The 25230-nt window shown below is 41.5% G+C and carries 26 protein-coding genes; 7 read left to right on the plus strand and 19 right to left on the minus strand.

Annotation, left to right across the window (positions count from 1 at the left end):
* Positions 1-52: 52 nt before the first annotated feature.
* Positions 53-1603, plus strand: coding sequence for a YifB family Mg chelatase-like AAA ATPase (locus F777_RS0104695; RefSeq protein ID WP_026751033.1), 1551 nt, complete (start codon positions 53-55; stop codon positions 1601-1603).
* 106 nt (positions 1604-1709) lie between these two features.
* Here the strand turns inward: F777_RS0104695 and F777_RS0104700 are convergent, their stop codons facing one another.
* From F777_RS0104700 to ubiE, 10 genes are all read right to left on the minus strand, one after another.
* Positions 1710-2288, minus strand: coding sequence for a hypothetical protein (locus F777_RS0104700; protein WP_152530856.1), 579 nt, complete (start codon positions 2286-2288; stop codon positions 1710-1712).
* A gap of 14 nt (positions 2289-2302) precedes the next feature.
* On the minus strand, positions 2303-2542 hold the full coding sequence (locus tag F777_RS0104705; protein ID WP_026751035.1) for a hypothetical protein: 240 nt from the start codon (positions 2540-2542) through the stop codon (positions 2303-2305).
* A gap of 84 nt (positions 2543-2626) precedes the next feature.
* Entirely contained in the window at positions 2627-2806 is a 180-nt protein-coding gene (locus F777_RS0104710) for a hypothetical protein (protein WP_026751036.1), read from the minus strand.
* Between the two features lie 337 nt (positions 2807-3143).
* On the minus strand, positions 3144-4502 hold the full coding sequence (locus tag F777_RS0104720) for a flavin monoamine oxidase family protein (RefSeq protein WP_026751037.1): 1359 nt from the start codon (positions 4500-4502) through the stop codon (positions 3144-3146).
* Between the two features lie 4 nt (positions 4503-4506).
* Positions 4507-5658 carry a carbon-nitrogen hydrolase family protein gene (locus F777_RS0104725; protein WP_026751038.1) on the minus strand — a complete coding sequence of 384 codons (1152 nt, stop codon included), beginning with the start codon at positions 5656-5658 and terminating at the stop codon, positions 4507-4509.
* Positions 5659-5682: 24 nt separating this feature from the next.
* The gene (locus F777_RS18320) at positions 5683-6123 is read right to left on the minus strand and encodes a MutS-related protein (protein ID WP_051408433.1); all 441 of its coding nucleotides are present in this window, start codon (positions 6121-6123) and stop codon (positions 5683-5685) included.
* The gene (locus F777_RS15735; protein WP_051408434.1) at positions 6089-6997 is read right to left on the minus strand and encodes a MutS-related protein; all 909 of its coding nucleotides are present in this window, start codon (positions 6995-6997) and stop codon (positions 6089-6091) included. Before F777_RS15735 ends, F777_RS18320 begins: the two co-directional genes overlap by 35 nt.
* A gap of 25 nt (positions 6998-7022) precedes the next feature.
* Positions 7023-8366 (minus strand): dihydroorotase, encoded by a 1344-nt coding sequence (locus F777_RS0104735; RefSeq protein ID WP_026751039.1) that lies wholly within the window; start codon positions 8364-8366, stop codon positions 7023-7025.
* 33 nt (positions 8367-8399) lie between these two features.
* Positions 8400-9122, minus strand: coding sequence for a type IX secretion/gliding motility protein PorT/SprT (locus F777_RS0104740; RefSeq protein ID WP_037369132.1), 723 nt, complete (start codon positions 9120-9122; stop codon positions 8400-8402).
* Positions 9095-9838 (minus strand): bifunctional demethylmenaquinone methyltransferase/2-methoxy-6-polyprenyl-1,4-benzoquinol methylase UbiE, encoded by a 744-nt coding sequence (gene ubiE / locus F777_RS0104745; protein WP_026751041.1) that lies wholly within the window; start codon positions 9836-9838, stop codon positions 9095-9097. The genes F777_RS0104740 and ubiE overlap by 28 nt, the downstream gene beginning before the upstream one ends.
* Positions 9839-9950: 112 nt before the next feature.
* Here ubiE and rsgA point away from each other — a divergent pair, with 112 nt between their 5' ends.
* Complete coding sequence (rsgA, locus tag F777_RS0104750; protein WP_026751042.1) at positions 9951-10877, plus strand: ribosome small subunit-dependent GTPase A; 927 nt, start codon at positions 9951-9953, stop codon at positions 10875-10877.
* Positions 10878-10880: 3 nt separating this feature from the next.
* Here rsgA and F777_RS0104755 read toward each other — a convergent pair whose 3' ends face one another.
* On the minus strand, positions 10881-11423 hold the full coding sequence (locus F777_RS0104755) for a gamma carbonic anhydrase family protein (protein ID WP_026751043.1): 543 nt from the start codon (positions 11421-11423) through the stop codon (positions 10881-10883).
* Positions 11424-11482: 59 nt separating this feature from the next.
* Here F777_RS0104755 and F777_RS0104760 point away from each other — a divergent pair, with 59 nt between their 5' ends.
* A complete protein-coding gene (locus tag F777_RS0104760) occupies positions 11483-12667 on the plus strand; it encodes an aspartate aminotransferase family protein (RefSeq protein WP_026751044.1) in 1185 nt (394 codons plus the stop codon).
* A 29-nt stretch (positions 12668-12696) separates the two neighbouring features.
* On the opposite strand, the gene bshA is transcribed toward F777_RS0104760, so the two are convergent.
* Complete coding sequence (bshA, locus tag F777_RS0104765) at positions 12697-13830, minus strand: N-acetyl-alpha-D-glucosaminyl L-malate synthase BshA (RefSeq protein ID WP_026751045.1); 1134 nt, start codon at positions 13828-13830, stop codon at positions 12697-12699.
* A 50-nt stretch (positions 13831-13880) separates the two neighbouring features.
* Here bshA and F777_RS0104770 point away from each other — a divergent pair, with 50 nt between their 5' ends.
* Together F777_RS0104770 and F777_RS15740 are read left to right on the plus strand one after the other, a co-directional pair.
* Positions 13881-15251 carry a M20/M25/M40 family metallo-hydrolase gene (locus tag F777_RS0104770; RefSeq protein ID WP_026751046.1) on the plus strand — a complete coding sequence of 457 codons (1371 nt, stop codon included), beginning with the start codon at positions 13881-13883 and terminating at the stop codon, positions 15249-15251.
* A gap of 1 nt (position 15252) precedes the next feature.
* On the plus strand, positions 15253-15651 hold the full coding sequence (locus tag F777_RS15740; RefSeq protein ID WP_235785887.1) for a hypothetical protein: 399 nt from the start codon (positions 15253-15255) through the stop codon (positions 15649-15651).
* Here the strand turns inward: F777_RS15740 and F777_RS0104780 are convergent.
* The 7 genes from F777_RS0104780 to F777_RS0104810 form a co-directional block, all read right to left on the minus strand.
* Positions 15648-16343: an SAM-dependent methyltransferase gene (locus F777_RS0104780; protein WP_026751047.1), complete on the minus strand. Its 696-nt coding sequence runs from the start codon at positions 16341-16343 to the stop codon at positions 15648-15650. The genes F777_RS15740 and F777_RS0104780 overlap by 4 nt on opposite strands.
* Positions 16336-17124 carry an EI24 domain-containing protein gene (locus tag F777_RS15745; protein ID WP_051408435.1) on the minus strand — a complete coding sequence of 263 codons (789 nt, stop codon included), beginning with the start codon at positions 17122-17124 and terminating at the stop codon, positions 16336-16338. The genes F777_RS0104780 and F777_RS15745 overlap by 8 nt, the downstream gene beginning before the upstream one ends.
* Before the next feature lie 34 nt (positions 17125-17158).
* A complete protein-coding gene (locus F777_RS0104790) occupies positions 17159-18163 on the minus strand; it encodes a PorP/SprF family type IX secretion system membrane protein (RefSeq protein ID WP_026751048.1) in 1005 nt (334 codons plus the stop codon).
* A gap of 77 nt (positions 18164-18240) precedes the next feature.
* Positions 18241-18894 (minus strand): uracil phosphoribosyltransferase, encoded by a 654-nt coding sequence (upp, locus tag F777_RS0104795; RefSeq protein WP_026751049.1) that lies wholly within the window; start codon positions 18892-18894, stop codon positions 18241-18243.
* Between the two features lie 46 nt (positions 18895-18940).
* The gene (locus tag F777_RS0104800) at positions 18941-20686 is read right to left on the minus strand and encodes an adenine deaminase (RefSeq protein WP_026751050.1); all 1746 of its coding nucleotides are present in this window, start codon (positions 20684-20686) and stop codon (positions 18941-18943) included.
* 5 nt (positions 20687-20691) lie between these two features.
* Positions 20692-21450, minus strand: coding sequence for a PAS domain-containing protein (locus tag F777_RS17775; RefSeq protein ID WP_081720463.1), 759 nt, complete (start codon positions 21448-21450; stop codon positions 20692-20694).
* On the minus strand, positions 21378-22031 hold the full coding sequence (locus F777_RS0104810) for a PAS domain-containing protein (protein ID WP_026751052.1): 654 nt from the start codon (positions 22029-22031) through the stop codon (positions 21378-21380). Before F777_RS0104810 ends, F777_RS17775 begins: the two co-directional genes overlap by 73 nt.
* A gap of 59 nt (positions 22032-22090) precedes the next feature.
* On the opposite strand from F777_RS0104810, the gene F777_RS18150 reads away from it, so the two are divergent.
* Complete coding sequence (locus F777_RS18150) at positions 22091-22897, plus strand: WD40/YVTN/BNR-like repeat-containing protein (protein WP_201767571.1); 807 nt, start codon at positions 22091-22093, stop codon at positions 22895-22897.
* Complete coding sequence (locus F777_RS15750) at positions 22870-25230, plus strand: hypothetical protein (RefSeq protein WP_201767572.1); 2361 nt, start codon at positions 22870-22872, stop codon at positions 25228-25230. The genes F777_RS18150 and F777_RS15750 overlap by 28 nt, the downstream gene beginning before the upstream one ends.

The following is a 25230-nucleotide window of genomic DNA, read 5'->3' on the forward strand; positions in this document are numbered from 1 at the left end:
ACGTGGATTTTTCTTCATGCAATTGCTGATTTTGTGATAGTAAATCGCGTCTATGTTTGTAAAAGCATTTGGCAGTTCTGTACACGGAATTGAAGCCATTACCATCCGTATTGAAGTAAACGTAAGTATGGGGCAGGGCTATGCGGTAGTGGGTTTGCCGGACAGTGCTGTAAGAGAGAGTTTGCATAGAACGGAGAGTGCCATTAAAAATATGGGCTATCATATGCCACGAACCAAAATAATTGTAAATCTGGCACCAGCCGATTTGCGAAAAACAGGTTCAGGCCTGGACCTGCCCATTGCGCTGGGTATATTAGGAGCCAGTGAACAACTGAACCATGCACAGAAACTCAGTGAATTTGTTGTCATGGGAGAATTAAGTTTAGATGGGAAAGTGAATGCCATCAAAGGCATTTTACCCATAGCTATTCAAGCAAAGCGAGAAGGTTTCAGGGGATTGATTGTGCCAAGAGTCAATGTACGGGAAGCCAGTCTGGTAGAAGGGTTACAAATATGGGGTGTAGCATCCTTGCAGGAGCTGGTTCGTTTTTTTGAGGATGAAAATTCCTTATCGCCTGTTGTTGCAACCGGACAGGCAGTGCTGTTGCAGGAATCGTTTCACTATGAGAATGACTTCAATGAAGTGAAAGGCCAATTCAGTGTTAAGCGAGCGATGGAAGTGGCTGCTGCAGGTGGACATAATATAATTCTGGTAGGTCCGCCTGGTGCAGGCAAAACCATGCTGGCGAAAAGGCTTCCGGGTATTCTGCCGCCATTGAATATGGCGGAAGCGCTGGAGACCACTAAGATTTATAGTGTTGCGGGTAAGTTGTCGGGTCAGCAGGGTTTGATACAGCAACGACCTTTTCGTTCCCCGCATCATACGCTTTCGCAGATTGCCATGGTAGGGGGTGGATCGAATCCGCTGCCAGGCGAAATCTCTCTGGCACATCACGGAGTATTGTTTCTGGATGAATTGCCGGAATTCAGCAGAACGGTTTTAGAAGTGTTGAGGCAACCTTTGGAAGAACGCATGATCAGCATTGCTAGGAACCGGATTTCACTGGCCTTCCCGGCCAGTTTTATGTTAGTGGCTGCAATGAATCCCTGCCCCTGTGGTTATTATAATCACAAAGAGAAAGAGTGTACCTGCGAATCAGGTCAGGTAAACCGTTACCTGAATAAAGTATCGGGTCCTTTACTGGATCGCATCGATTTACATATACAGGTGAATGCCATGCAATTTGATGAAATGAGCAAGGATACCAGGGAAGAAGATTCTTCAGTGATTCGCAGCAGAGTGATCAAAGCCAGGACTATACAAACGGAGCGGTATCGAAACCATAAAACCGTTCACACCAATGCACAAATGACCACAGCACAAATGCGTAAATATATTGTGTTGGAAAAAGAAGTTACAGATCTGTTGGCTCAAGCTATGAAAATGCAAAACCTGAGTGCAAGGGCATATGACCGCATTTTAAAAATCAGCAGAACCATTGCCGATCTGGCGGGAAGCCATCAGGTGCAAAAGCAACATATTGTTGAAGCGATTGGCTACAGGTCTTTAGATAAATCCAGTTGGGGTCAGCGTTTTAAATAGAGATATGTATACTTTTATTTAAGGCGATAATTAGTTTAATTGTAACAATTAAAAATAACTGGCGGATGTAAAATGCAATTTTATTTCTTATTCCTTTTGTTATATCTCATTCAACTCTTAGAAGACTTGAATCTACCTCAATTACTTTTTTTGAGAGTAGTGAAATAGTCCAAATTATATTTCCTTGCCCTTCAATTGGACTTAATGCTTCCTTTACACCTTTAATAGGAAGATATCCTAGTCCGTTATCAAACACATCAAAAAATCCTTCGCCTTTGAACTTTGGAATCTTTGTTGAAGAATCAAGAATGAGGGAAATGTTTTCTGCACCACCAATATTTGTAATAAGATAATCTCCAACAAATCCATTAATAGAGTCTTTTTTCTGTTTTATAGTAACAGGATTTCTAGAATTAGTCATGCCTGTAGTATAAACGTTCCCATTTATATTTTTCACTTTAACTGTTTGTTGTTTAAAATCAGCAAGACTAGCTCTTGATGAATCATTTTCAATGAAAGAAAAAATCTTATCACTCGTAATCAAATACTTCCGTAAAGTATTATGTATTCCATCTTTATCTCGAACACTAATTTTATACATGCATTCAAGTGCAGGTATTTTCTGACTGTACAAAAATGTTGAAAATGGTAAAAACAAAACTAGAAAAATGTAATATATGCGCATACAAATAACTTATTTTATTGAGCACAAGCACCACCTGCCATGCTTGCAAGACCTGATTGATAAGCAGCATCTTGTAAAGCCATCTGATTAGATGTTTCTAGTGAAAGTGCATTTGTATAATAATTATCTTGAAATGAAATAGCATACATTGACATATCAATCATGGTTGTACAATCAAAGTGAAAAAAAGGTCCAATAGTATTACTTCTGATAGAATTTGAAAAAAAAGTGTGATAAGGATTGCTTTTATTCATTCTGGCATCATTCCAATATTTAAGACTATTTCTGCTTATCTCTAAAGTGCCAGCAAGTAAGAGCTTCTCAGGTTGACCTAAGTCTTAATCATTAAAAATAGCTTCTAATTTAGAATCAATTTTCAAAAGTGTACTCTGAGAAAATCCTTCTTTTGCAATCAAGAAAATTTCTACTAAATATTTTTTTGTATGCTCATCTATTTTTTTAAAATGTTTTTGAACATAATTTTCTGGTTCAAATAATCCATATTTATCATATATCACTTTACTCTCAGGAACAGTAGCTGAAAAGTTTGAAAGCTTAATAGAAAGGATTGCCTTTCGGTACTCTTATGAATTCACTCCTTGAACATCAAAGGAACGAGCGGCAGAATCAACTAAAGTATTATGCGCTTCCCCGGTTGCACTTGCAAGTGTTCGAATAGCATCATTTGTTAATGATTCCATTTCAAGTGAACTTGTCTTCTCGCATGAAAAAAAGAGATGACAATTAGAGCAAGAACTAAAAACGACTTGTTTAAATAATACATAGTAAGAGAAATTTTATTCTTACAAGGTTAAGTTTTCTTAAGAAAGAAAATCACCGTGTTTTCACGGTATTTTATTTTTCAAAAGCAAGAATTTCCTTTACCGCCCTCTCCCCACTTCTGACCGCGCCTTCCATATAACCATTGAATTGTGTGCTGGTTTCGGTCCCGGCCCAGTGGATGTGTTGAAATGGAGTAGCCAATGAAGCATTGTATTTTGTTAGCATGCCCGGAGGAAACATGCCTGCATAACATCCTTTGGTAAAAGGTTCTTCCGTAAAACTTTTATCAGTATAGTATTCTAACTCAGCAGCAGCGGGTCCAAACATCCGAACGAATCCTGCTTTTACTATTTCTTTTCTTTCGGCAATATCGTGTTGCATCAGCAGCTTTGCTTTTTCAGCCAGACTGAATCCCATCAGAATACCCTTGCTTCCATTCCAGGGAGAATTGTCAAATACCACAGAAGTGATTTCATCCGGTGCAGCTACCAATCCATTTTTAAATTCCTTTCTCCAGAATGGGGTTGCGTATACTGCATAGCATTTTACCACGCTTCCCATAAAACTGGATTGCATCAGATTCCATTGTTCAGTAGAAACAGCAGGCGTAAAAGCAATATCGGTTGCGGCAACTGGTGGAATAGCTACAATACAATGCGCAGCGGTACATTCAAATCCTTCTCCTGAAATCCTTACTCCGTCTTCATCCTGGCTAATCTGTGTTACCACTTTTTCATATTGAATGGCATTGCCCAATGCTTCTGCCATTTTAATACAAATGCTTTGTGCGCCCCCTTTAATGCGATCCTGCTGCGCCCCTTTGTGAATATTCATCAGGTAGTCTAAGTTGCCGCTACTCTTGATGTAAAACAGCGCGTGCAAAAAAGAAAGGGTGGATGCGTCTGTAGCAAAAACGGCTTCAGCAGCAATTGCAAACATTTTTCTGGCTGTTTCATTTTTCATCTGCTGTTGCATCCAGTCTGCCAAACTCATGGAATCCCATTCCAATGCACGCGGAGACGCAAAAGGTTTTTCCAGATCAATCGTTTTTGCCAGCTTATTGATTTTTCGAATAGCGCGGTCTACACTTAATAAGGCAAACAAGGGAAGGGGTGGAATAATGCCTTTATACAATTTGAGTTTTCCATTCAACAACAAACTGCTTTTTCCTGCATCGTATGTATGAAAAGTATCAATGCCAAATTCCTTAGCCAATGCATACATGCGTTCATGGCCGGGTCCAATCCATTGGCCACCTAAATCGGTGTACTGATCTGCAGTAAAATATTCAGTTAGAATTCTGCCTCCGCATCGATTGCGGGCTTCCAGCAGAATAAATTTTTTACCTGCTTTTTGTAATGCAAGGCCAGCTGCTAGTCCGGCATAGCCAGCGCCAATAATAATTACATCGTAAGATGAATTCGTTTGCATGCAACTAATATAACCACTGGTTCACAATCCTTCCTGTATCAGTGGTAGGTGGTAATACATGCAGTGCATCACGGGATAAAACCAATACCCTGCCTTCTGCTTTCTTTCCCCACATATTACCCGTGAAGAATACATTCATGCCAAAAGGAATATGGGCTTTACCTGCTCGGGGCCCCATGGAATATTTTTGCCAGGCTTCTCCTTCTGTAATTTTATGGTAATCGGATGTATCTACATCGTTGGGTGCTTTGAAGCCATTGTATCCATTCCAGGGTGCATTCCACACTGAGTCTACCGCTCCCAAAGAAGGCACGGCAATCATTTTTACATCATCGGTTAGTTTTGAATACGCTTCCGGATACCAGCTATCTGCACAAACCAACACGGCCAGTTTTCCTGCAGGGGTATTGAAAACAGGAACCTGATTTTTATCTCCGGGAGTAGTAAATCCGGCTTCTTCATCAATAGGGAAAATCTTCTTCACTAAAGGGCCCTGTATTTTTCCTTCGGGATTGTAAACCACGCTGGTATTGTACAATTTTCCTCTTGCAATTTTTAATTTACCGGCTTCATCCAGTGAGGGCTCAGGCAAAACAATCGATCCGGCTACAATGGTTGCTTTGAACTCTTTGGCCAATTCACTGAATATTTCATCATAGGTTTGGGCAATCGGTTTTGCTTTCATGGCAAAAGCAGCATATTTATCCTTGGCCTTGGTTCCTGAAGGAGCTGTAAAGTAGGCTACGCCAAATTTGAATAGGTTGGCAGTAATAACAGCTGTCATGGCATCGTTCAGATTCTCTTTATCATACACACTGCTTTTTTGCTCCATTGCAACCAACCAGCTTCCTATGTATTCAGGAAAAACAATTACTGTTTTGCTATTGATCAGCCCACGGGCATTTGCTGCCTGCATATAACTGCGAAGATTGTCTTTCAGCGTTTCTTTATTGGCATAATGAATAGGAGCTAAGGCAGGTTGAATTCCGAGAAGATTCCCCTGACCTGCATCATTACCCATACTTACAATTGCACCCGAGTCTACTTTGGTAGTTGCCAATACCTTGAATGTTGGCGGTACATCAATGACTACCCACAGATTATAGAGGGCAACAATAATCATGGAAATACCTACAAAACGTACAAGGAATTTCATGCTGTATAAATTTATAGTAAGGTACTATAAATTTTCTAACATTTGAACCACGCCTTCCCTTTTTAGGATGAGGAATCCCAAACGATCATTGCTGATTCCTTCCTTCAGCTGGTAGCTGAATAATAACTGATCATCCTGAATAGCAGTTTCAAAATAACGGAATTGAATATTGGGGTAATGCTTTAACTGGTGACCGATTTCATATAAATGCGTAGACAAAATAAATAAGGCATTGGGTAATTTTCTGAGTCCTTCAATAACGACCGTGCTGCATTTTACCGCATCTTCCTGATTGGTTCCTTTAAAGAGTTCATCAATCAGGATCAGCCATTTTTTTCCGTCTCTGATTCGTTCAATGGTTTTTTTGATTCGCTGCACTTCGTTGAAGAAGAAACTTTCTCCCTTCATGATATTGTCTGTTACCTGAATATTACTCAGGATACCATCGAGGCTGCTGATTTTCATTTTTTTTAGCCGGCACCCCCATTCCTATATGCGCCATGTAGGCCGCTAATCCTGCTGCTTTGATGAAAGTACTTTTACCCGCCATATTGGCCCCCGTTAAAAAAATAAAGTTTTCAGACTGATTTAGTTTTACTTCATATGCCACTGGCACTTCCAGTAAAAAATGATACAGGCCTTCTGCTTCAATGCAAGGTTCCTGCGTCTCCACTACTTCCGGATAGGTAAAATGAAATTTTTTGGCTGCTTTCGCTAAACTTAAATAAGCATCCAGCTTACTGTGAATTTCTATCAGTTCCTCTGTTGCGTTTTTAAATCTTGTTCGTAGAAACTGAGCAAATTTTAAAATGGATGTGGGCGTTAAACTTTTCTTATTGGCCTGCAACATGTCGTGCACCATTTCCTTATTCAGTAATTGAAGAATGCGTTCCGCAGTCTGGTTAAGCCAGACAGATCCATTTTCCAGGGTGATCAGACCCGCTATTTTTTCCATACCCTGCACAAAGTCCAGCGCATGTTCTACGGTAAACTTGGAGAGGGAATAATCGGCCAGGTTTAAAAATTTGTATAATAATGCACTGACCACTCCAATATCAGAAGGATAATTGTTGATGGGTGATTCAAAAAATTTTTCCATCACCAGTACGGTACCATTGGACGGACTTACCGGATATTGATCCATGATGGTTCCCAACTGCTGGATGGTTAGCTGTGTCTGCTCAATGGCTTTAACCGTATCCAGGGGATGGGCCAGCAAGTAGCGCAAATATTCTCTGCCCCCGTTGGTCAGGGTCAGGTTGATATGATGGAAGACAGACTGAAATTCTTCTGAGTGAAAAACAGAAAGGTCCTGTAAAGTGACTTTGTCTACTTGCATTGGCAGTTATTGGGTTGGGTTTAGGCTAATCTCTGCTGAATTTCAATCTTGCGCCCCATTGAGATTCATCAAACACCCCATTTCCATAAACCATATGCCCGTTTACAAAAGTATTTTCAATAGTAGCCGGGAAAGTCATTCCTTCCATAGGGCTCCATCCGCATTTGTAAAGTATATTCTGTTTATTAACGGTGTAGGGTTTGTTCAAATTCACCATCACCAGATCTGCCATATATCCTTCGCGGATATAGCCTCTGTCCTGAATCTGAAAACAATCTGCCACTGCATGACTCATTTTCTCCACTACTTTGGGTAAACTGATTCGGCCCTCTTTTACATAATGCAACATCAATTGTAAAGAATGCTGAACCAGTGGAAGGCCCGCGTGTGCATGTTCATAGTCTTCCTGTTTTTCTTCCCAGGTATGCGGTGCATGGTCGGTTGCAATGATATCCAATCTGTCATCCAGCAATGCTTTCCATAAAGCTTCTTTATTATGCGGAGCTTTAATGGCAGGATTACATTTAATCTGATTCCCTAAACGATCGTAATCATCAGCAGTAAAGTGCAGATGATGCACACATACTTCTGCAGTGATTCGCTTTTCTTTTAAAGGAATCATATTGGTAAACAACTGCAATTCTCTTTCTGTACTAATGTGCAGGATATGCAGGCGGCTGTTGTTTCTTTTGGCAAACTGGATGGCTTTGAAGGAAGATTCAAAACAAACTTCGTCGTTGCGAATGATTGGATGGTCGGCAGCCGTTAACTTTTTACCGGTTGCCTTTAACTGTTTTAAATTTTCGGTAAAAATGGTTTCTTCTTCGCAATGTGTTGCAATCAGCAACTCTGATCCCCCAAATACTTTTTCTAATTGCAATGTATTGTTCACCAGTAAATTGCCGGTGGAAGATCCCATGAAAATTTTAACGCCACATACTTCATGCTTTTTCTTGTTCACTTTTAAAATCTCTTCCAGGTTGTCGTTGGAAGTACCCATGAAGAAGGAATAGTTGGCCAGTGAACATTCAGCAGCCCTGCTGTATTTCTGCTCCAGTAAATCAACCGTAATAGCAGCAGGAGAAGTATTGGGCATTTCCATATAGGACGTGGTGCCACCGGCAACAGCAGCCTTAGCTTCTGTGTATAAATTTGCTTTATGGGTAAGGCCAGGTTCTCTGAAATGTACCTGATCGTCAATAACACCAGGTAGTACATGCATGCCCGTGCCGTCAATTTCTTCGGCCCTGGCTTTGATGCTGATATCGCCACCTATTTTTTCAATTCTGTCTTTGCTTATGAGAAGGTCACCTTCAATGATTTTACCTTCATTTACGATGCTCGCGTTTTTAATGATAATATGTTCCATACTGCAATTTATTCAATTGGCAGCATTTATGCTTTAGTCTTCTAGATGAATTGAGAATACTACCATTCTGGATTGAATTTTGTCTAACACATTGGAGTATTTGAGGGCGACATCGGTCTGGTGCATATTAGACAGTCCGTAACTGATTTTGATTTCCGGAGAGACGGTTACAAAGGGCAAATAGAAATTGAAACCAATACCTGCTTCCAGTCCAAAATCGTTTCTTCTTAATTTGATTAAATCATCCGCATTTCTGGCAGTGGAATTAGAGGATAGATCAATATCGTAGCGAAATCCGCCAATTAAATAGGTTCTGAAATTGCCGATTCTGTCCGAGCTGAATTTTAAATGGAATGGGAAACTGACCAATGTAGAGGGAAGGCTTTGAATCTGCGTACTTCCTTCTCCCGGCCGGGTACTACCCAATTGGTAACGAATACTTCTGGCGCCTCCGATAATCAGTTGGGGATTGGCACGAATCTGAAAATGTTCTCCCAATCTGCCGGTTGTCATTAAGCCCATATTGATACCGCCGCTGGAACCAGGTTCTACTACCAGTATGCTATCGCTTTGGGTAAACTGATTGGATTTGTTTACCTGTAAATACGAACTGTTGTATCCCAGCGTGATGCCAAAATAATACAACTGGTCCTCCCGGTTCAACCGGTGTAATTGTTTTTGAGCAAAGCCATACTGAACAAGACCCAACAGGCCCCATACCAGCAGTACTATTTGCTTCCGCAATAAATAGTGCATATGCCGAAACTTAGTTTCTTCAAATAGGTTTGGGTAAAGCCTGCTTCATTCAGAATATTTAAGAATTGATTTCCCTCGGGGAAAGCCTGAACACTATCGTTCAGATATTGGTACGCGTCTTTGTTTTTAGAAAACACCTTGCCGATAGAAGGCGTAATATAATTCATGTAAAATTGATACAGCTGTTTGAATCCTGCCGAGCTGGGTTTGGAAAATTCCAAAATCACTGCTTTACCACCGGGTTTTAATACCCGATACATTTCTTTTAAACCCTTGCTCAGGTCCTGAAAATTTCTAACGCCAAAAGCTACCGTAATCGCATCAAAATAATTGTTATCAAAACGGATATTTTCACTGTCTCCGGTGTGCAACTGAATAATGTTTTCCAGCCCCCTGGCTTTTATTTTTTCTCTTCCGAAATTCAGCATCCCTTCTGAAATATCAATCCCGATAATCTGTTCAGGGTGCAATATTTCCTGGGTAAGCAAGGCAACATCCGCGGTTCCGGTTGCAACATCCAGTATAGTTTTAGGAGACAAGTTTTTTAACTCTTTGATAGCAGTTTTCCTCCAGCCCACATCGATACCCACACTCAGAAAACGATTCAGAAAATCGTAACGGTGTGCGATATTATTGAACATATCTGCTACCTGCTCTTTTTTCTCCAGCTCACTGTCTTTAAAAGGCACTATCTCATCGTGCGCAAATTTCGCCATGGCTCAAAGATATTCATTTTAAGCCCTGTAAACCCTTCTGTTCAGTTCGGAGCGGCTTTATTTGGGTTAATATTTCGCAAAAATTGCGCAGACTGCCTTTATCTTCGTTACTGTGAAGGCCAAAGTATACAAATCAACTGGTAGCTGGTACCAGGTAAAAGCAGAAAATGGACAGTTTTACAATGCCCGTGCCAAAGGGGTATTTAAAATTGAAGGGCATACTTCTACCAATCCCATTGCAGTAGGCGATGAGGTGGTCATTGAAATAGAAGCTGTGCAGGAAGAGTCTGCCATTATTCAAACCATTCACGACAGAAGAAACTATGTGGCAAGGGTGTCTCCGCATAACAAAAGGATGCACCATATCATTGCTTCCAATATGGATCAGAGTTTGCTTTTCGCTACTTTAAAAGAGCCTAAAACATCTACCGGATTTATAGACCGCTTTCTCATTTCCTGTGAAGCCTATCATATTCCTGCCATATTGGTTTTTAATAAGGCCGATTTATATAAGGCAAAGGAATTGGAGCGATTTGAATTCCTGAAAGAGAACTATACCAAAGCAGGATACAGGGTTAAATTAATCAGTGTAGAAACAGGGATGGGACTGGAGGAACTGAAAGCCGAACTGATGAACAAAACCACTTTACTAAGCGGACACAGTGGAGTGGGCAAATCAACTTTTATCAATCATTTGTTTCCGCAGTTCAATTTAAGAACCCAGGAAGTCAGCAACTGGAGCGGGAAGGGATTACACACGACTACTTTTGCAGAAATGTTCGATATCAATGATCAAACCCATATTATCGATACCCCGGGGGTAAGGGAATTGGGGATTGTAGACATCGCCAAATCGGAACTCTCTCATTATTTTCCGGAAATGCGGGCATTGCTGGGCGATTGCCAGTTTAACAATTGCATGCATATTAATGAACCAGGCTGTGCTGTAAAACAACAGGTAGGCATTGGATCGGTATCCGAAGAACGATACGTGAGTTACCTTACCATATTGGATACAATGGAAGACAAAAAATACTAAGCCTTACTGCTTTAAAAAATTATTGTGATTGTAGTCTGCAAACCAGGAAGCATACTGCACATAATTATTGGATATTCTTTCTATTTCTGCATGCACCATATCAGGTGATAAGTCTTTTACTTTTTTAGCGGGAACGCCGGCATAAATGGTTCCGGATTCTACTACAGTACCTTCCAGTAAAACCGCACCAGCTGCAATAATGGAATTGGAATGAATTACGCAGCGGTCCATAACAATGGCACCCATGCCAATTAGAACATCGTCGTGTACGGTGCATCCGTGCACCAGTGCATTGTGACCAATGGAAACACGGTCTCCAATGATTGTTGGGTTTTTCTGGTAAGTGCAATGAATAACAGCACCGTCCTGGATATTTACTTTGTTCCCGATTTTAATGTAGTGCACATCTCCTCTTACCACGGTATTGAACCAAACACTGCATTCATCGCCCATTACCACATCTCCTACAATGGTAGCGTTGGGAGCTACAAAACAATCTGCACCCATTTGCGGATGCTTGCCAAGAACAGGTAAAATCGTTGCCATAGTAATATTTGTGATGAAGATATAAATTATCGGCAATCTTATTATAAGTTTGAACCCAAATGAATCAACGTCAATTATTTTTAGACCATGTAGCCCAGACTTCTCCCAAACCCATCGGGATTGAAATGGCAGCTGCACAAGGGGTCTGGCTGACCGATACCCAGGGTAAAAAATACATTGACGGCATTTCCGGCTTCAGTGTGGCCAATATTGGTCACGGAAATCCTGCCGTTATTAAAGCGGTTCAGGAACAGGCCGCTGCTTATATGCACGTGATTGTATATGGTGAATTCATTGAAACGCCCCAGGTGCAATACGCCAAAAAACTAACCGAACATCTTCCTCCTTCATTAAACTGTGTCTATTTTACCAATAGTGGGGCAGAAGCCACAGAAGGAGCCATGAAACTGGCGAAGCGGGTGACCAACCGATCTAAAATCATTGGCGCAAAAAATGCCTATCATGGAAGCACACAGGGCGCATTGAGTATGATGGGGGATGAATATTTTAAACAGGCATTCCGTCCTTTGTTACCAGATGTGTATCATTATGATTACGGTTCGGCCGAGTTGATTGAAGCCATTGATAGTGAAACAGCATGTGTGATACTGGAAACGGTGCAGGCAGAAAGCGGCGTAACTGCTCCCCCTGCAACATGGTTACAAGCGGTAAGGGAAAAATGCAATCAACATTGCGTGTTATTGATCCTGGATGAAATACAGGCAGGATTTGGAAGAACAGGTTCTTTATGGGCTTTTGAACAATTCGGTATTGTGCCCGATATCTTATTGCTGGGGAAAGCACTGGGTGGCGGTATGCCATTGGGTGCTTTTATTGCAGACCAACGACTCATGAATACCTTGACCTATGCGCCTGTACTGGGCCATATTACTACCTTTGGCGGCCATCCGGTTTCCTGTGCCGCGGGCAAAGCCGCTTTTGAAGAATTGATGGCACACCCCGAATGGATTCAGGAAGTACCAAAGAAAAATGCACTTTTAAAATCCCGTCTGCAGCATCCCAAAATACTATCGGTAAAGGATTGTGGACTGTGGATGAGTTTGCAATTTGCAACTCCTGAAATTACCCAGGCCGTTGCACACGCCTGTATTCAAAACGGATTGGTAACCGATTGGTTTTTGTTTGCACCCGACCGAATCAGAATTGCGCCGCCCTTGATTATTGCTGAGGAAGAATTGGGGATGCTTTGTGAGATTGTTTTGAAGAGTGTAAACAGTTTGTAATTGTTTATTGATTCTGCTGTTGAAAAACGCTACAAACTCATCCTGCAAAAACGACCGTACAAGGCCTCGTAAATCGGAATGATTTTTTTGATATCGAATTGGGCTGCCTGTTCATAAGCCGCTTCCTTCATAGTTGCCAGTTTTTGCTCATCGCTTAGTAATTCAATCGCATATTTGCTCATTGATTCTACATCGCCTACATTGGCCATGTATCCGGTTTGTCCCTGAATATTGATTTCTCCCAAACCACCTGCATTGGTACTGATGACAACAGTTCTGGCCGCCATGGCTTCTAATGCAGCCAAACCGAAACTCTCGTATTCGGAAGGCAATAAGAATACATCGCTCACTGCAAGAATGTCTTCAATTTGTTCCTGCTTACCTAAGAAACGTACATCGTGTTCAACGCCTAACTCCCTGGCGAGTTCTTCGCAGGCTGGTCTTTCAGGACCATCACCTACCATCAGTAATTTTGAAGCAACTGCTTTTTGTGTATCTGCAAACACTTTAATTACATCAGTAACCCTTTTTACTTTCCTGAAGTTACTGGCGTGCATGATGATTTTTTCTCCGTTGGGTGCAATCACTTTTCGGAATGCATCAATGGGTTTTTTATTGAACCTGCTTACATCCACAAAATTGTAAATGACTTCAATTTCCTTTTCAATCGCAAAGGAATGATAGGTTTCGTCTCTCAGGTTTTTAGATACAGCGGTAATGGCATCACTTTCATTGATAGAGAAAGTAACAACCGGCTCGTAGGTTTTGTCGCGGCCTACCAGGGTAATATCGGTTCCGTGTAAAGTGGTAATGAAAGGGACATGTCTGCCGGTTTTCTTCTGTACAATCTGACGAGCCATATAAGCTGCAGAAGCGTGCGGTATGGCATAGTGTACATGCAGAAGATCTAAATCATAATTCATGATCACATCTACCATGGTACTGGCCAATGCCACTTCATAGGGAGGATAATCGAATAGCGGATAAGTGGGTACCCTTACTTCATGGTAAAATATATTGGTATTGAATACATTTAGCCTAACCGGTTGCTGGTAGGTAATAAAATGTACCTGGTGGCCTTCATCGGCAAGGGCTTTGCCTAACTCGGTAGCCAGCACACCCGATCCACCAAAAGTGGGGTAACATACAATACCTATTCTCATTGCAATTGAATTATTCACTGTAAAGAACGGATATTTTTTAACTTTAGCCAATGAAGAAATTATTAACCCTGGCAGCATGTATTCCTATGCTGCTTTCTGCACAAAGCAATGCAGACTCGGCGTATATCAAAAAAATTAGTGATGAAATCATGCGCAATGGTAAAGCCCACGATTTGTTGCGCGAATTAACCAAGGGTATTGGCGGCAGATTAGCCGGCTCTGAGCAATACAACAAAGCAGTTGCCTGGGGTGAAGCATCCTTGAAAAAGCTGGGTGCCGATAAGGTTTTTTTACAGGCCTGTATGATGCCCAACTGGAAAAGAGGAGGTAAGGACCTGGCTGCAGTTGTAGGCCAGAACGGCAAGAAAACCAATCGTACACTGGATGTGCTGGCATTGGGTAATTCAATTGGTACAGGCGGAAAGCCATTGGTTGCAGAAGTAGTGGCTGTTCAGGATTTTGATGAAATGGAAGCAAAGAAAGACCAGCTGAAAGGCAAGATTGTGTATTTCAACAACAAATTCAATCCCACCAATATTCAGACTTTCAAGTCTTATGGTGAAGCCGGTCAGTACAGAAGATCAGGCCCCAGCAGAGCAGCCAGGTACGGTGCAGTGGGCGTGATGATTCGTTCTTTAACGGAAGCCACTGATAACAATCCTCACACCGGTACAACAGGCTACGATGAAGCTTATCCTAAAATACCTGCGATTGCGCTGGGCAATTATGATGCAGACTATATCTGGGAGACCACCAGAAAGAATACCATCAAGGTTTCTATGACAACCAACGGATCATTTGGTCCGGAAGTGGAAGGGCATTCAGTGGTAGCTGAATTAACCGGTACTGAATTCCCCAATGAATACATTACTGTGGGAGGTCATTTGGATAGCTGGGATGTGAACGAAGGAGCCCATGATGATGGAGCAGGCATTGTACAAACCATCGAAATCATGAGAGCCCTGAAAACACTGGGGTATCAACCCAAGCGAACTTTGCGTTTTGTATTGTTTGCCAATGAAGAGAATGGAATGAGAGGCGGTAATAAATACGCAGAGGAGGCAAAGAAGAACAATGAGAAACATGTATTTGCTTTAGAGTCTGATGCAGGTGGATTTACACCAAGAGGATTTGGCTTTACTGCCAGTGCAGAACAATTAGCTAAGATTCAGCAGTGGTTGCCCTTGTTAAAACCTTATGGAACCGATTTCTTACAAGCCGGTGGCGGTGGAGCAGATATTGGTCCATTGAATAAAACTTTTGGTACGCCCATAGCCGGATTGATGCCGGATAGCCAGCGTTACTTTGATATTCACCATGCCCGCTCCGATGTTTTTGAAAACGTAAACAAGCGAGAATTGAATCTGGGAGCAGTGAATATGGCAGCGTTGATTTATTTAGTTGATAAATACGGACTGTAATATGACAATGAAAAAATTTGCCTGGAGCGCAACCACCATCATCCTTCTAGTGCTAGCTGGTTTTATTTACTGGCGTTACTATTTTGTGTATTCTGAAGGAACGAAAGCAGGTATTCTGAATACTTTTCAGCAAAAGGGTTTTGTATTTAAAACCTATGAAGGCAATTTGATTCAAAGTGGATTTAAAGCCAATGTGCAGAGCAATGAATTTGTGTTCAGTGTGGTGGATGAAAAAGTGGCGCAAGTGCTCAATCAAAATTCAGGCAGAGAAATCAATGTACATTACAAAAGATATTTAGGTGCATTGCCCTGGCGCGGAGCAGAAAAATACATTGTGGACAGTATTTTAGAAGTGAGGGGGCTGGGGAATGAAACCATCATTGCACCTAAACAGCATTAGGCCTGCAATAAAAAGATTACCGGAATTTTATGAAGTTCCGGTATTTTTTTACCCCATTCTTTTACGGAAAGGGTTACGATGCTTTCATCGGGGGCAGTAATATTCTTGCCCACACAGATGCGGGTCTCCGGCTTACAGGCACTCAATAAATCTTTCATCATCTGGTTGTTCCGGTAGGGCGTTTCAATAAATATATGCGTACACTGATTGCGAAGTGAATCTTCTTCCAGCAACCTGATTTTCTTTTTTCTTTCTGAAGGATCTATGGGCAGGTATCCGTTGAATTGAAAACATTGTCCGTTCATGCCGCTTGCCATTAAAGCCAGCAGGATAGAACTGGGTCCTACTAAGGGTTTTACAGGGTATCCATTTTGTTGTGCTGCTTCTACCAGCACTTGTCCCGGATCAGCAATGCCCGGACAACCCGCTTCACTCACAATACCAATGGTATGTCCTTCCTTTAACGCTTTTAAAAACTGCTGAACAACCGAAGCTTCTGCTTTGTGAATGGCCTGCCACTGATAATTATCAATGACCATTTCTTTCCAGATTTTTTTAAAGAAACGGCGGGTTGTTTTTTCATTCTCTACAAAGAAGTAGGTGCACTGTTGTACTCCTTCCTTAACATAGGCAGGAAGGGTTTCCAATGCATCTTCGTACAGAACCGTCGGTATTAATAATACTTTACCCATTGTTGTTTTGGATTTTCTCCAATGCTTCTTTTTTAAGCGGGTATATACTTAATGTAGCCGCCACCACTGCATAGGCAGGTGCTAAAATCCACCCGATAATGGGTAATAAATGAAACAGATAAAATACAACTCCGTTTCCAATGGCCAGGCCTTTGTGCGCTGCAACAAAAGCAATACTCTCTGAAGCAGACTTCTTATGTCTTTCCATACTGTAATCCAGCATAGAAAAACCATAGTAATAACATTCAACAATCATAGCCAAAAATGGAGTAAGCCATCCGAGCAGCGGAATCAGACTTAAAAAAATGATGCTTAGTACATAAACGGTTTGCCACAAACTGTTTCTTATGGCCAGTTGGACACCTCTGATAATATCTTTTACGAATTGCTGGGTATTGAAAGGGAAATCCTTGTTCTCTAAAATCGCTTCTGTTTTCTCGCTTAAATAAGCAAACAAGGGAGAGCCGATAATCAGAAAAAGAAATTTGAATAAAGAGAAATAGAAAAGCATTAGCAAAATCCAGAGCAACATGCTGCCCATGGTAAAAATAAATCCGAGGAAGCCATTGTCTAATGTGTCAAGCCATCTTTTCAATCCTGTATTCAGTGCAATCCATTCAATAGCATTGTTAACGCTCTGACTAAAAAAATACATTCCTGTTACAAAAAGCAACATGTATAGAAATCCTGGAACAATAATCCATTTCCAAAGTTTATGTGCTTTTATGAAACGGTGTGCTGCTCCGTATGCCTGTATTGATATGATTATTTCTTTTAGCAACCGGGGGTTTTTGCCAAAGATAGCAAATAGGATTTTAAAACTTGGGACAGTTCACAGGACGGTCTGTATTGGGTCTTCTGACATAAATCAGAGAAACTTCAATACCGCCTCTGTTCATGGAAGCTGTTCTTAAAGAAGAAGTATTGTAATCGTAGGTAGCACCTATCCGAATATTGTTAAACTCAATACCAATATAGGGGATGATGGCATCTTTCATTCTCATCCACGCACCAATATACAAGCTGGTTGGATTGAGCTGATCAGGTGTTGCATTCAGCTGAATGGCACCACCAATAATGGTTTGCGATGCCTGTGCCTGAAAACTCTGAGATCCACTCAGGTGCAATGTGGTTGAAGGACTCAAAGGAAAATAAGCACCCGCATGTATATTGGTTCTGGGTTTCAAAGCATATTCAGCACCAGTGAAAGACTGTCTTGGTCTGTTGATATGGTACATGCTGATACCGAAATAAAAATTGTTATAATCGTTGGTACTACCATTGTACAACAAACCCGCATTCAAATCGAGGTATCTGGATTTGAGTGTGGTATTGTTGAATATTTCAGAACTTACTCTGGTAAAGCCCGCAGTGGTTAACTGGTCTTCAAAATTGAGATTGGTGGTATTGATAAACATATTGGCATAGGTCCCCTGAAAGCCCAGCCCAATTTGATGCATGCCGTCTTCATCTAAACTCTTGTGATACGCGGTTGAAAAACTTCCGTAATTAAACTGAACAGCACCGTTGCTGCTATTATCATTGAATCCCATGAACCCTACGCCCCAGGTATCGCCTCTTTGCATTTTGTTTTGCATAATCTGAAAATCAATGGAAGCGGTTGCCGTAGTAAATGCATTGTTGATGCCCGGCCATTGATTGCGATAATTGCCTGCTATGCGATAGGTACCAAAAAATTTACCTGTGAAAGCAGGGTTTAAAGTGAGCGGAGAGGAAAAAAACTGCGAAAAATGCGGATCCTGTGCCTGCACCACCAAAGACAAAAAAGCCCCACATCCCCAAAGCAGAAGTTTACGCATACTAATTAGTTCATCCTAAAGATACAATTTAATTGAGGCATGCAGCCTCCAGGGTGGTGGATCCGGCCAGGGGTATTCTATGACTGCAATTTGGAGCCAAATGCCAGATCACCTGCATCTCCTAAACCCGGAACGATATAGGACTTGGCTGTCAGCTCTTCGTCAATATCGCCACACCAGATGGTTATATCAGTTCCGCATTCTCTTTCCAGAAACTCAATACCAACCGTGCAGGCAATAGCTACAACCACATGGAAGCTGGATGGATTCCATTCTGCTTTCATATGCTGAATGGTTTTTACCAGTGATGCGCCGGTGGCCAGCATGGGGTCTGAAATAATCACTGTGCGGTTGCTCAGGTCGGGACAGCTCATGTATTCCATGCTGATTTCAAAACTCCCATCTCTGTGGTGTTTGCGATAGGCTGATACAAAAGCATTGTCTGCTTTGTCAAAATAGTTCAGCATGCCATTGTGCATGGGCAAGCCTGCTCTTAAAATGGTGGCTAAAACGGGTTGGTCTTTTAGTAGTTTACTTTCGTGTGTTCCCAGAGGAGTTGCAATTTCTACCGTTTCCCAGGGAAGTTCCTTGCTGATTTCATAAGCAGCTACTTCTGCAATACGCTCCAGGTTTCTTCTGAAACGCATACGGTCGCCTTGTACATTGACATTTCTTAACTCAGCTACCCAGTTGCTTAGCAGGCTATGCTGTTTACTTAAATTGATCACCATGGTGAAAGATTGAGCAGCGAAAATACGGTTTTTACCGCGGGTCAGTTCAGGATAAAAAAGAAAAACTGTCCCCGTCAAATAACCCCTTGTCGCTCAATTTTAAATGAGGAATCACCAGTAATGCCATAAAACTGAGTGTCATGAAAGGTGCACCCAGCTGGCTTCCCAGGCTTTTGGCCATGGCATCAATGGCTGTGTATTGCTGCGCAATTTCAAAACCATCTCCTGTGCTCATGAGTCCGGCAACCGGTAAGGGCAATACTTTTTGTTCCGATCCTTTTATACAACTGATTCCACCTTCTGCCGCTATAACTGCATTGATGGCTGCCACCAGATCTTCATCCGTTGCGCCCACTGCTACAATATTGTGGCTATCGTGGGCTACCGTGGAGGCGATGGCGCCGGTACTGAAACCAAAATTTTTGATGAAAGCTTTTGCAACCGGCGCCATATGGTACCTGTTCACTACTACCATTTTTAAACAATCCGCTTCCGGATTACTGATCCATTCTCCGTTGTTTTCCAGGCCCTTTAGCATGATCCGATTCGTTATCAATTGCCCATCCAAAGCTTCTATTACAGGGATCATACCCCCTTCCTGCGGATAATCCGAAATACGAATACGCAGGTCTTCTGCTGTTACGGGTTTGCAGGAAAAGCGATTGATGGGGGTGGCGGAAACGGAAGGGATGATGGATTTGAATGGAGTAGCCGTTTGTTGAACGGCGGATTTAAATTCATCCTTTTCTTGAGATTCGTTTTCGTTCTTTGGCAAGACTAATGCAGGATTTTCTGCCAGGTTGTTTGACAGAAGCGCCTGCCCGTCAATATAGGTTTGACGAACTTTAAAATGGGTCAGGTCTTCTACTACAACAAAGTCGGCAGGGTCTCCCACACGAAGGGTTCCTACATTCAGTTTGTAATGATGCACCGGATTAATGCAGGCTACTTTTAAAATATTGAAAAGGTCTAACCCCTTGGCAACAGCTCTTGCGCACAATTGATTGATATGTCCTTCCACCAGACTGTCCGGATGTTTATCGTCGCTGCAGAACATCACACTGTTCGGATGATCATCAATCAGTTCGGCCAGTGCTTCAAAGTTTTTGGCGGCACTTCCTTCGCGAATAATAATCTTCATGCCATAGGATAATTTGTCTACGGCTTCTTCCATGGTAAAGCATTCATGATCGGTGGAAATACCTGCTTCTATATACAGTTTGGCCAATGCTCCGGTAAGGCCGGGGGCGTGTCCATCCACGGGCTTACCGGCCCGGTGTGCTGCTGCAATTTTTTTCATGACTTCGGGATCATTGTGCAGCACGCCGGGGAAATTCATCATTTCACTTAAGTACTTAATATCATCGGATGCTAAAAGCGCAGCCACTTGATTGCTGTCCAGTGATGCACCTGCAGTTTCAAAAATGGTTGCAGGCACACAGCTGGGTGCACCAAAATTGAATTTGAAAGGAACTTTTTTCCCATTCTCAATCATAAATTGAACACCAGCTATTCCGCAAACATTGGCAATTTCATGTGGGTCACTTACCGTGGCAACTGTGCCATGCAACACAGCAATTCTGGCAAATTCACTCGGTATCAGCATACTGCTCTCTATATGCACATGACTGTCTATAAAGCCCGGCATGATAAATCCTGAAGTATCAAATTCATTTTCTTCCACAGCTATTATGGAAGTTATTTTTTGATTGGCGATAGTAACTCTTGCAGGATAAATCTTTTTGTTATATATGTCCACCAGCTTGGCTGTAACGCTAAATTCATTATTCATCTCTATTAATTCTTGTCTTGAGTTTCGTCTACAATTTCATGTATGGCTTTATCTAAGCCATGCGCTGCAATTTCCAGTTGGCTTAGCAACATATTCTTTTCTTCTGAAGAAATTTTCATTTTCATCAGATTGATAATACCCAGGATATCTGTCAGTGGGCCTCTTACCTGATGACTTTGGCTCCAGGCAATTTTTCTTAATTTTTCAATGGTGGCTTTACGAGTTGTAATATCTGTTTTAATACTTAAAAACCTTTTGATATTTCCATTGGCATCTTTAACCGGAGATATAATGGCTTCTTCCCAGAATAAGTCTCCATTTTTCTTTTTATTTAAAAACTCACCTTTCCATGAAGAGCCAGATTTAATTGTATTCCACATTTCTTCATAGATAGAAAGATTGGTTTTGCCGGATTGAATAAATCGTAAGTTTTGACCAATGCTATCCTCTTTAGTATAGCCGGTATGTTGATAAAAGTAACTGTTGGCATATTGTAAATTACCATCAATATCTGTAATTAATATGCTAGTTGAGCTTTGCTCAACGGCCAGCGAAAGTTGCTGGATTCTTTCTTCTTTTGACTTTCGGTCTGTAATATTGGTAGATACAACAATATATTTTTGAAAATCTGCAGATTCATCCTCAATGGGCGCTACTGATAGTTCAAACCAAAAATCGCCAATGGGTAAGTTCAGTTGATACTGCTGCCCTGAAGAAAATCCTTTTTCTTTGTTTCCATTAAGGCTGAATCCATGACCGCGGATGCTTCACCTGGAATGATATCCGAATATTTTTTACCTATGAATACTTCAGGTGGTGCGGCTAGTAATTCTTTTACACTTAAATGATATTCGTAAATAACCTTGTCTTCCCCAATAACAAAAATTAAATCGGGAATGGCTTTTAAAATGGCATCTTGTTTTTTAGAAAGAGCAGTAATTTTTTCGAGTGCCAGTTTTTGCTCAGTCATATCTCTGCTGAAACCATACCAGGTAATGGAACCATCCTCTAGTTTTTCAGGGGTTGATCTGGTATAAATCCATTGAATGGGTCTCCCCGGAATTAAAATTCTCGCTTCCATTGCAAAATCTGTCAGCTCGTTAGCGGACTTTTCAATGGCTTCCAGAACTTTTTGTTGATCTTCCGGATGCATTACTTTCACAATCGGCTCAAAACTTTCCTTTACATCTTCCGGTTTGCAGCCGAAAATATTTTCAATGCCCTTGGAAGCAATGGGAACATGATAAGTTCCATCCGGCCTTCTGGTAAACTGAAAGATAAGGTCAGGCAAATGGTAAGAGAGTTTTCTGAACTCTTCTTCGTTCCTATTTTCAGAAGATATCATGAATTCGGATTCAATTGTATTATGAAATTACAGTAATTTAACTGTCTTAATCTAATGCAATGAGAAAAATCCTATCGATTCTTGTTTTATCTATTTGCTGTTTGCAAGTGCAAGCTCAAAAAAAGGAAAGAGTAAAACAAGTAGCCATCCCCAAAGACGATGTTTCAGATCAGTTATTGTCTAAAGTAAAATATCGTTCTATTGGACCATACCGCGGAGGCAGAAGTGCCGCAGTAGCAGGCAGTTATAAAAACAGAACTACTTTTTATTTTGGTGCAACCGGAGGGGGTGTATGGAAAACTACCGACGGAGGAAGTAACTGGAAAAATATTTCCGATAAATATTTCGGTGGTACCATCGGAGCTGTGGCGGTAGCACCCAGTGATGAATCTGTTGTGTATGTAGGTGAGGGCGAAAATACTATGCGGGGTAACGTTGCTGAAGGATTGGGTGGCGTTTGGCGCAGTGCAGATGCCGGAAGAACCTGGAAAAATATCGGATTAAATGATGGCAGACATATTATTCGTTTGATTGTACACCCCAGAGATCCGAATACTGTTTGGGCGGCTGTGATGGGCCATCTTTTTGGACCCAACGAGGAAAGAGGAGTTTACAAAACAACCGATGGTGGAAAAACCTGGAAAAGAACCTTATACATCAACAATCAGACAGGTGCATCAGATTTAGTAATGGAGCCTGGCAATCCCGATGTATTTTATGCGGGTATGTGGAGAGTCATCAGAACCCCGCATAGTATGGAAAGTGGAGGTGAAGGAAGTGGTTTGTATAAGAGTACCGATGGAGGTGAAACCTGGGAGCCCTTGATCAATAAAAAGGATTGCCTAAAGGCTTATGGGGAATTGTAGGTGTTGCAGTTGCTCCATCTAATCCGGAGAAAGTATATGCCATCATTGAGAATGCGAATGGCGGATTGTTTAAAAGTGAAGATGCCGGCGAAACCTGGACCTTAACCAGTAATGATAATAATATTCGTCAGCGTGCCTGGTATTATACCAAAGTATACGTAGATCCTAAAAATGAAAATCTGGTGTATTGCCCAAATGTAAACTTTATGAAGAGTACAGATGGTGGCAGAACTTTCCAGTCTGTCAATACTCCTCATGGCGATCACCACGATTTATGGATTGATCCGGAAGATGGCAGAAGAATGATTGTAGCAGATGATGGGGGAGCACAGGTAAGTTTTGATGGTGGTAATAACTGGAGTACCATGGACAATCAACCTACTGGTCAATTTTATCGGGTAACAACAGATAATGCTGTTCCTTACAGAATTTTAGGTGCGCAGCAGGATAATTCAACGGTTCGTATAAAGAGCAGAACCAGCGGTTCTGGCATTACTGCCAGAGACTGGGATATTACAGCGGGTTCTGAAAGCGGACATGTGGTGGCAGACCCATTAAATCCTGAAATTGTTTACGGAGGTAACTATGGTGGATACTTAGCAAGGCTCGATCACAGAACAGGTGAGAACAGAGCCATCAATGTATGGCCGGATAATCCAATGGGTGCAGGTGCCGATGTATTGAAGTATCGCTTCCAGTGGAACTTCCCTATCTTTTTCTCGCCACACAATCCCAAGCGATTGTATACCGCGGGTAATCATTTATTTGTAACAGAGAATGAAGGACAAAGCTGGGAAATGATTAGTCCTGATTTAACAACCAATGATAAAACCAAACAGGGACCCAGCGGCGGACCCATTACCAAAGACAATACTTCAGTAGAATATTATTCTACCATTTTTGCTGCTACTGAATCTGGTTTGGAAAAAGATGTTTTGTGGACGGGAAGCGATGATGGTTTGATTCATGTTAGCAGGGACGGAGGTAAGTCATGGAATAATGTAACGCCTCCGGATGCAGGCAAGTGGATGATGTGGAACTGTATTGAAACAGATCCTTTCAGAAAAGGGACTGCTTTTTTTGCAGGGACAAAATACAAACTGGACGATTATACTCCGTATTTATACAAAACAACCGACTACGGTAAAACATGGGCCCGCATCACAACCGGTATAAACAATATGCATTTTACAAGAGCCATCAGAGCAGATAGAAAAGTTCAGGGTCTTTTGTATGCAGGTACAGAATTTGGCATGTATATAAGTTACAACGATGGCGCCAGCTGGAAACCATTTCAGTTGAATTTACCTGTAGTGCCAATTACAGATATTGCTTTAAAAGACAATGATTTGATTGTAGCTACTCAGGGTCGTTCTTTCTGGGTAATTGATGATCTTACGATTGTGCAGCAAAAAAATCCATCGATTCTCGATAAGAAATTACATGTGTTTTCTGTAAATGATAGTTACAGAACAGAAGGTGGCGGCAGAAGAAGAAGAGGAACTATTACAGCTGAACCAAATGCAGGAGCCAATCCTCCGCAGGGGACTGTAATCAACTTTTATGCAAAGGGAATTACAGATAGTTCAAAAGTATCCATTACTATTAACGATAAGCAAGGAAAGCCCATTAAAACTTTCAGTAGTTATACCAAAGTTGCCGAAGATCAACTGGAAGTAGCAGAAGGAATGAATCAGTTTGTATGGGATCAGAACTATCCACCAGCCGAAAGAGCAGATGGTATGATCTTATGGAATGGAGGTATTGGTTCTGCCAAAGCAGCGCCAGGTAGATACACAGGTAAAATTAAATACGGAAACGACTCTGCTGATTTTAGTTTTGTGATTAAACCCAATCCTGCTTATGCAGCATCAGAAGCAGATTATGATGCACAGGTTGGCTTCCTTTTGTCTGTTCGTGATAAATTCAATGAAGTGCAGAAAGCCATCAGAAATATCCGCATGGTGAGATCTCAGATTATGGAACTCAATGCAAAGATTGATGCCAAATCACATAAAGAGATTAAGGAATTGGCAGATAGCATTAACAAACAAATCACAGCAGTTGAAGAAGCCTTGTATCAGACCAAAGCGAAGAGTGGTCAGGACGTGTTGAACTTCCCTATTCGCCTGAACGATAAGATTGCAGGTTTGTATGGAGTTGCATCCAGTGGACAAAATGCACCCAGCAGACAGGTACGTGAAGTGTTTGCAGATTTAAGTGCTCAAGCCAATTTACAATTATCCAAATTGAAACAGGTAATGGACACTGATGTTAAACAACTGAATAAATTAATCAACGACAAACAGGTTCCTGTTATCGGAATTAAATAG

This window comes from Sediminibacterium sp. C3 (assembly GCF_000508085.1).
GTDB lineage: Bacteria > Bacteroidota > Bacteroidia > Chitinophagales > Chitinophagaceae > Sediminibacterium.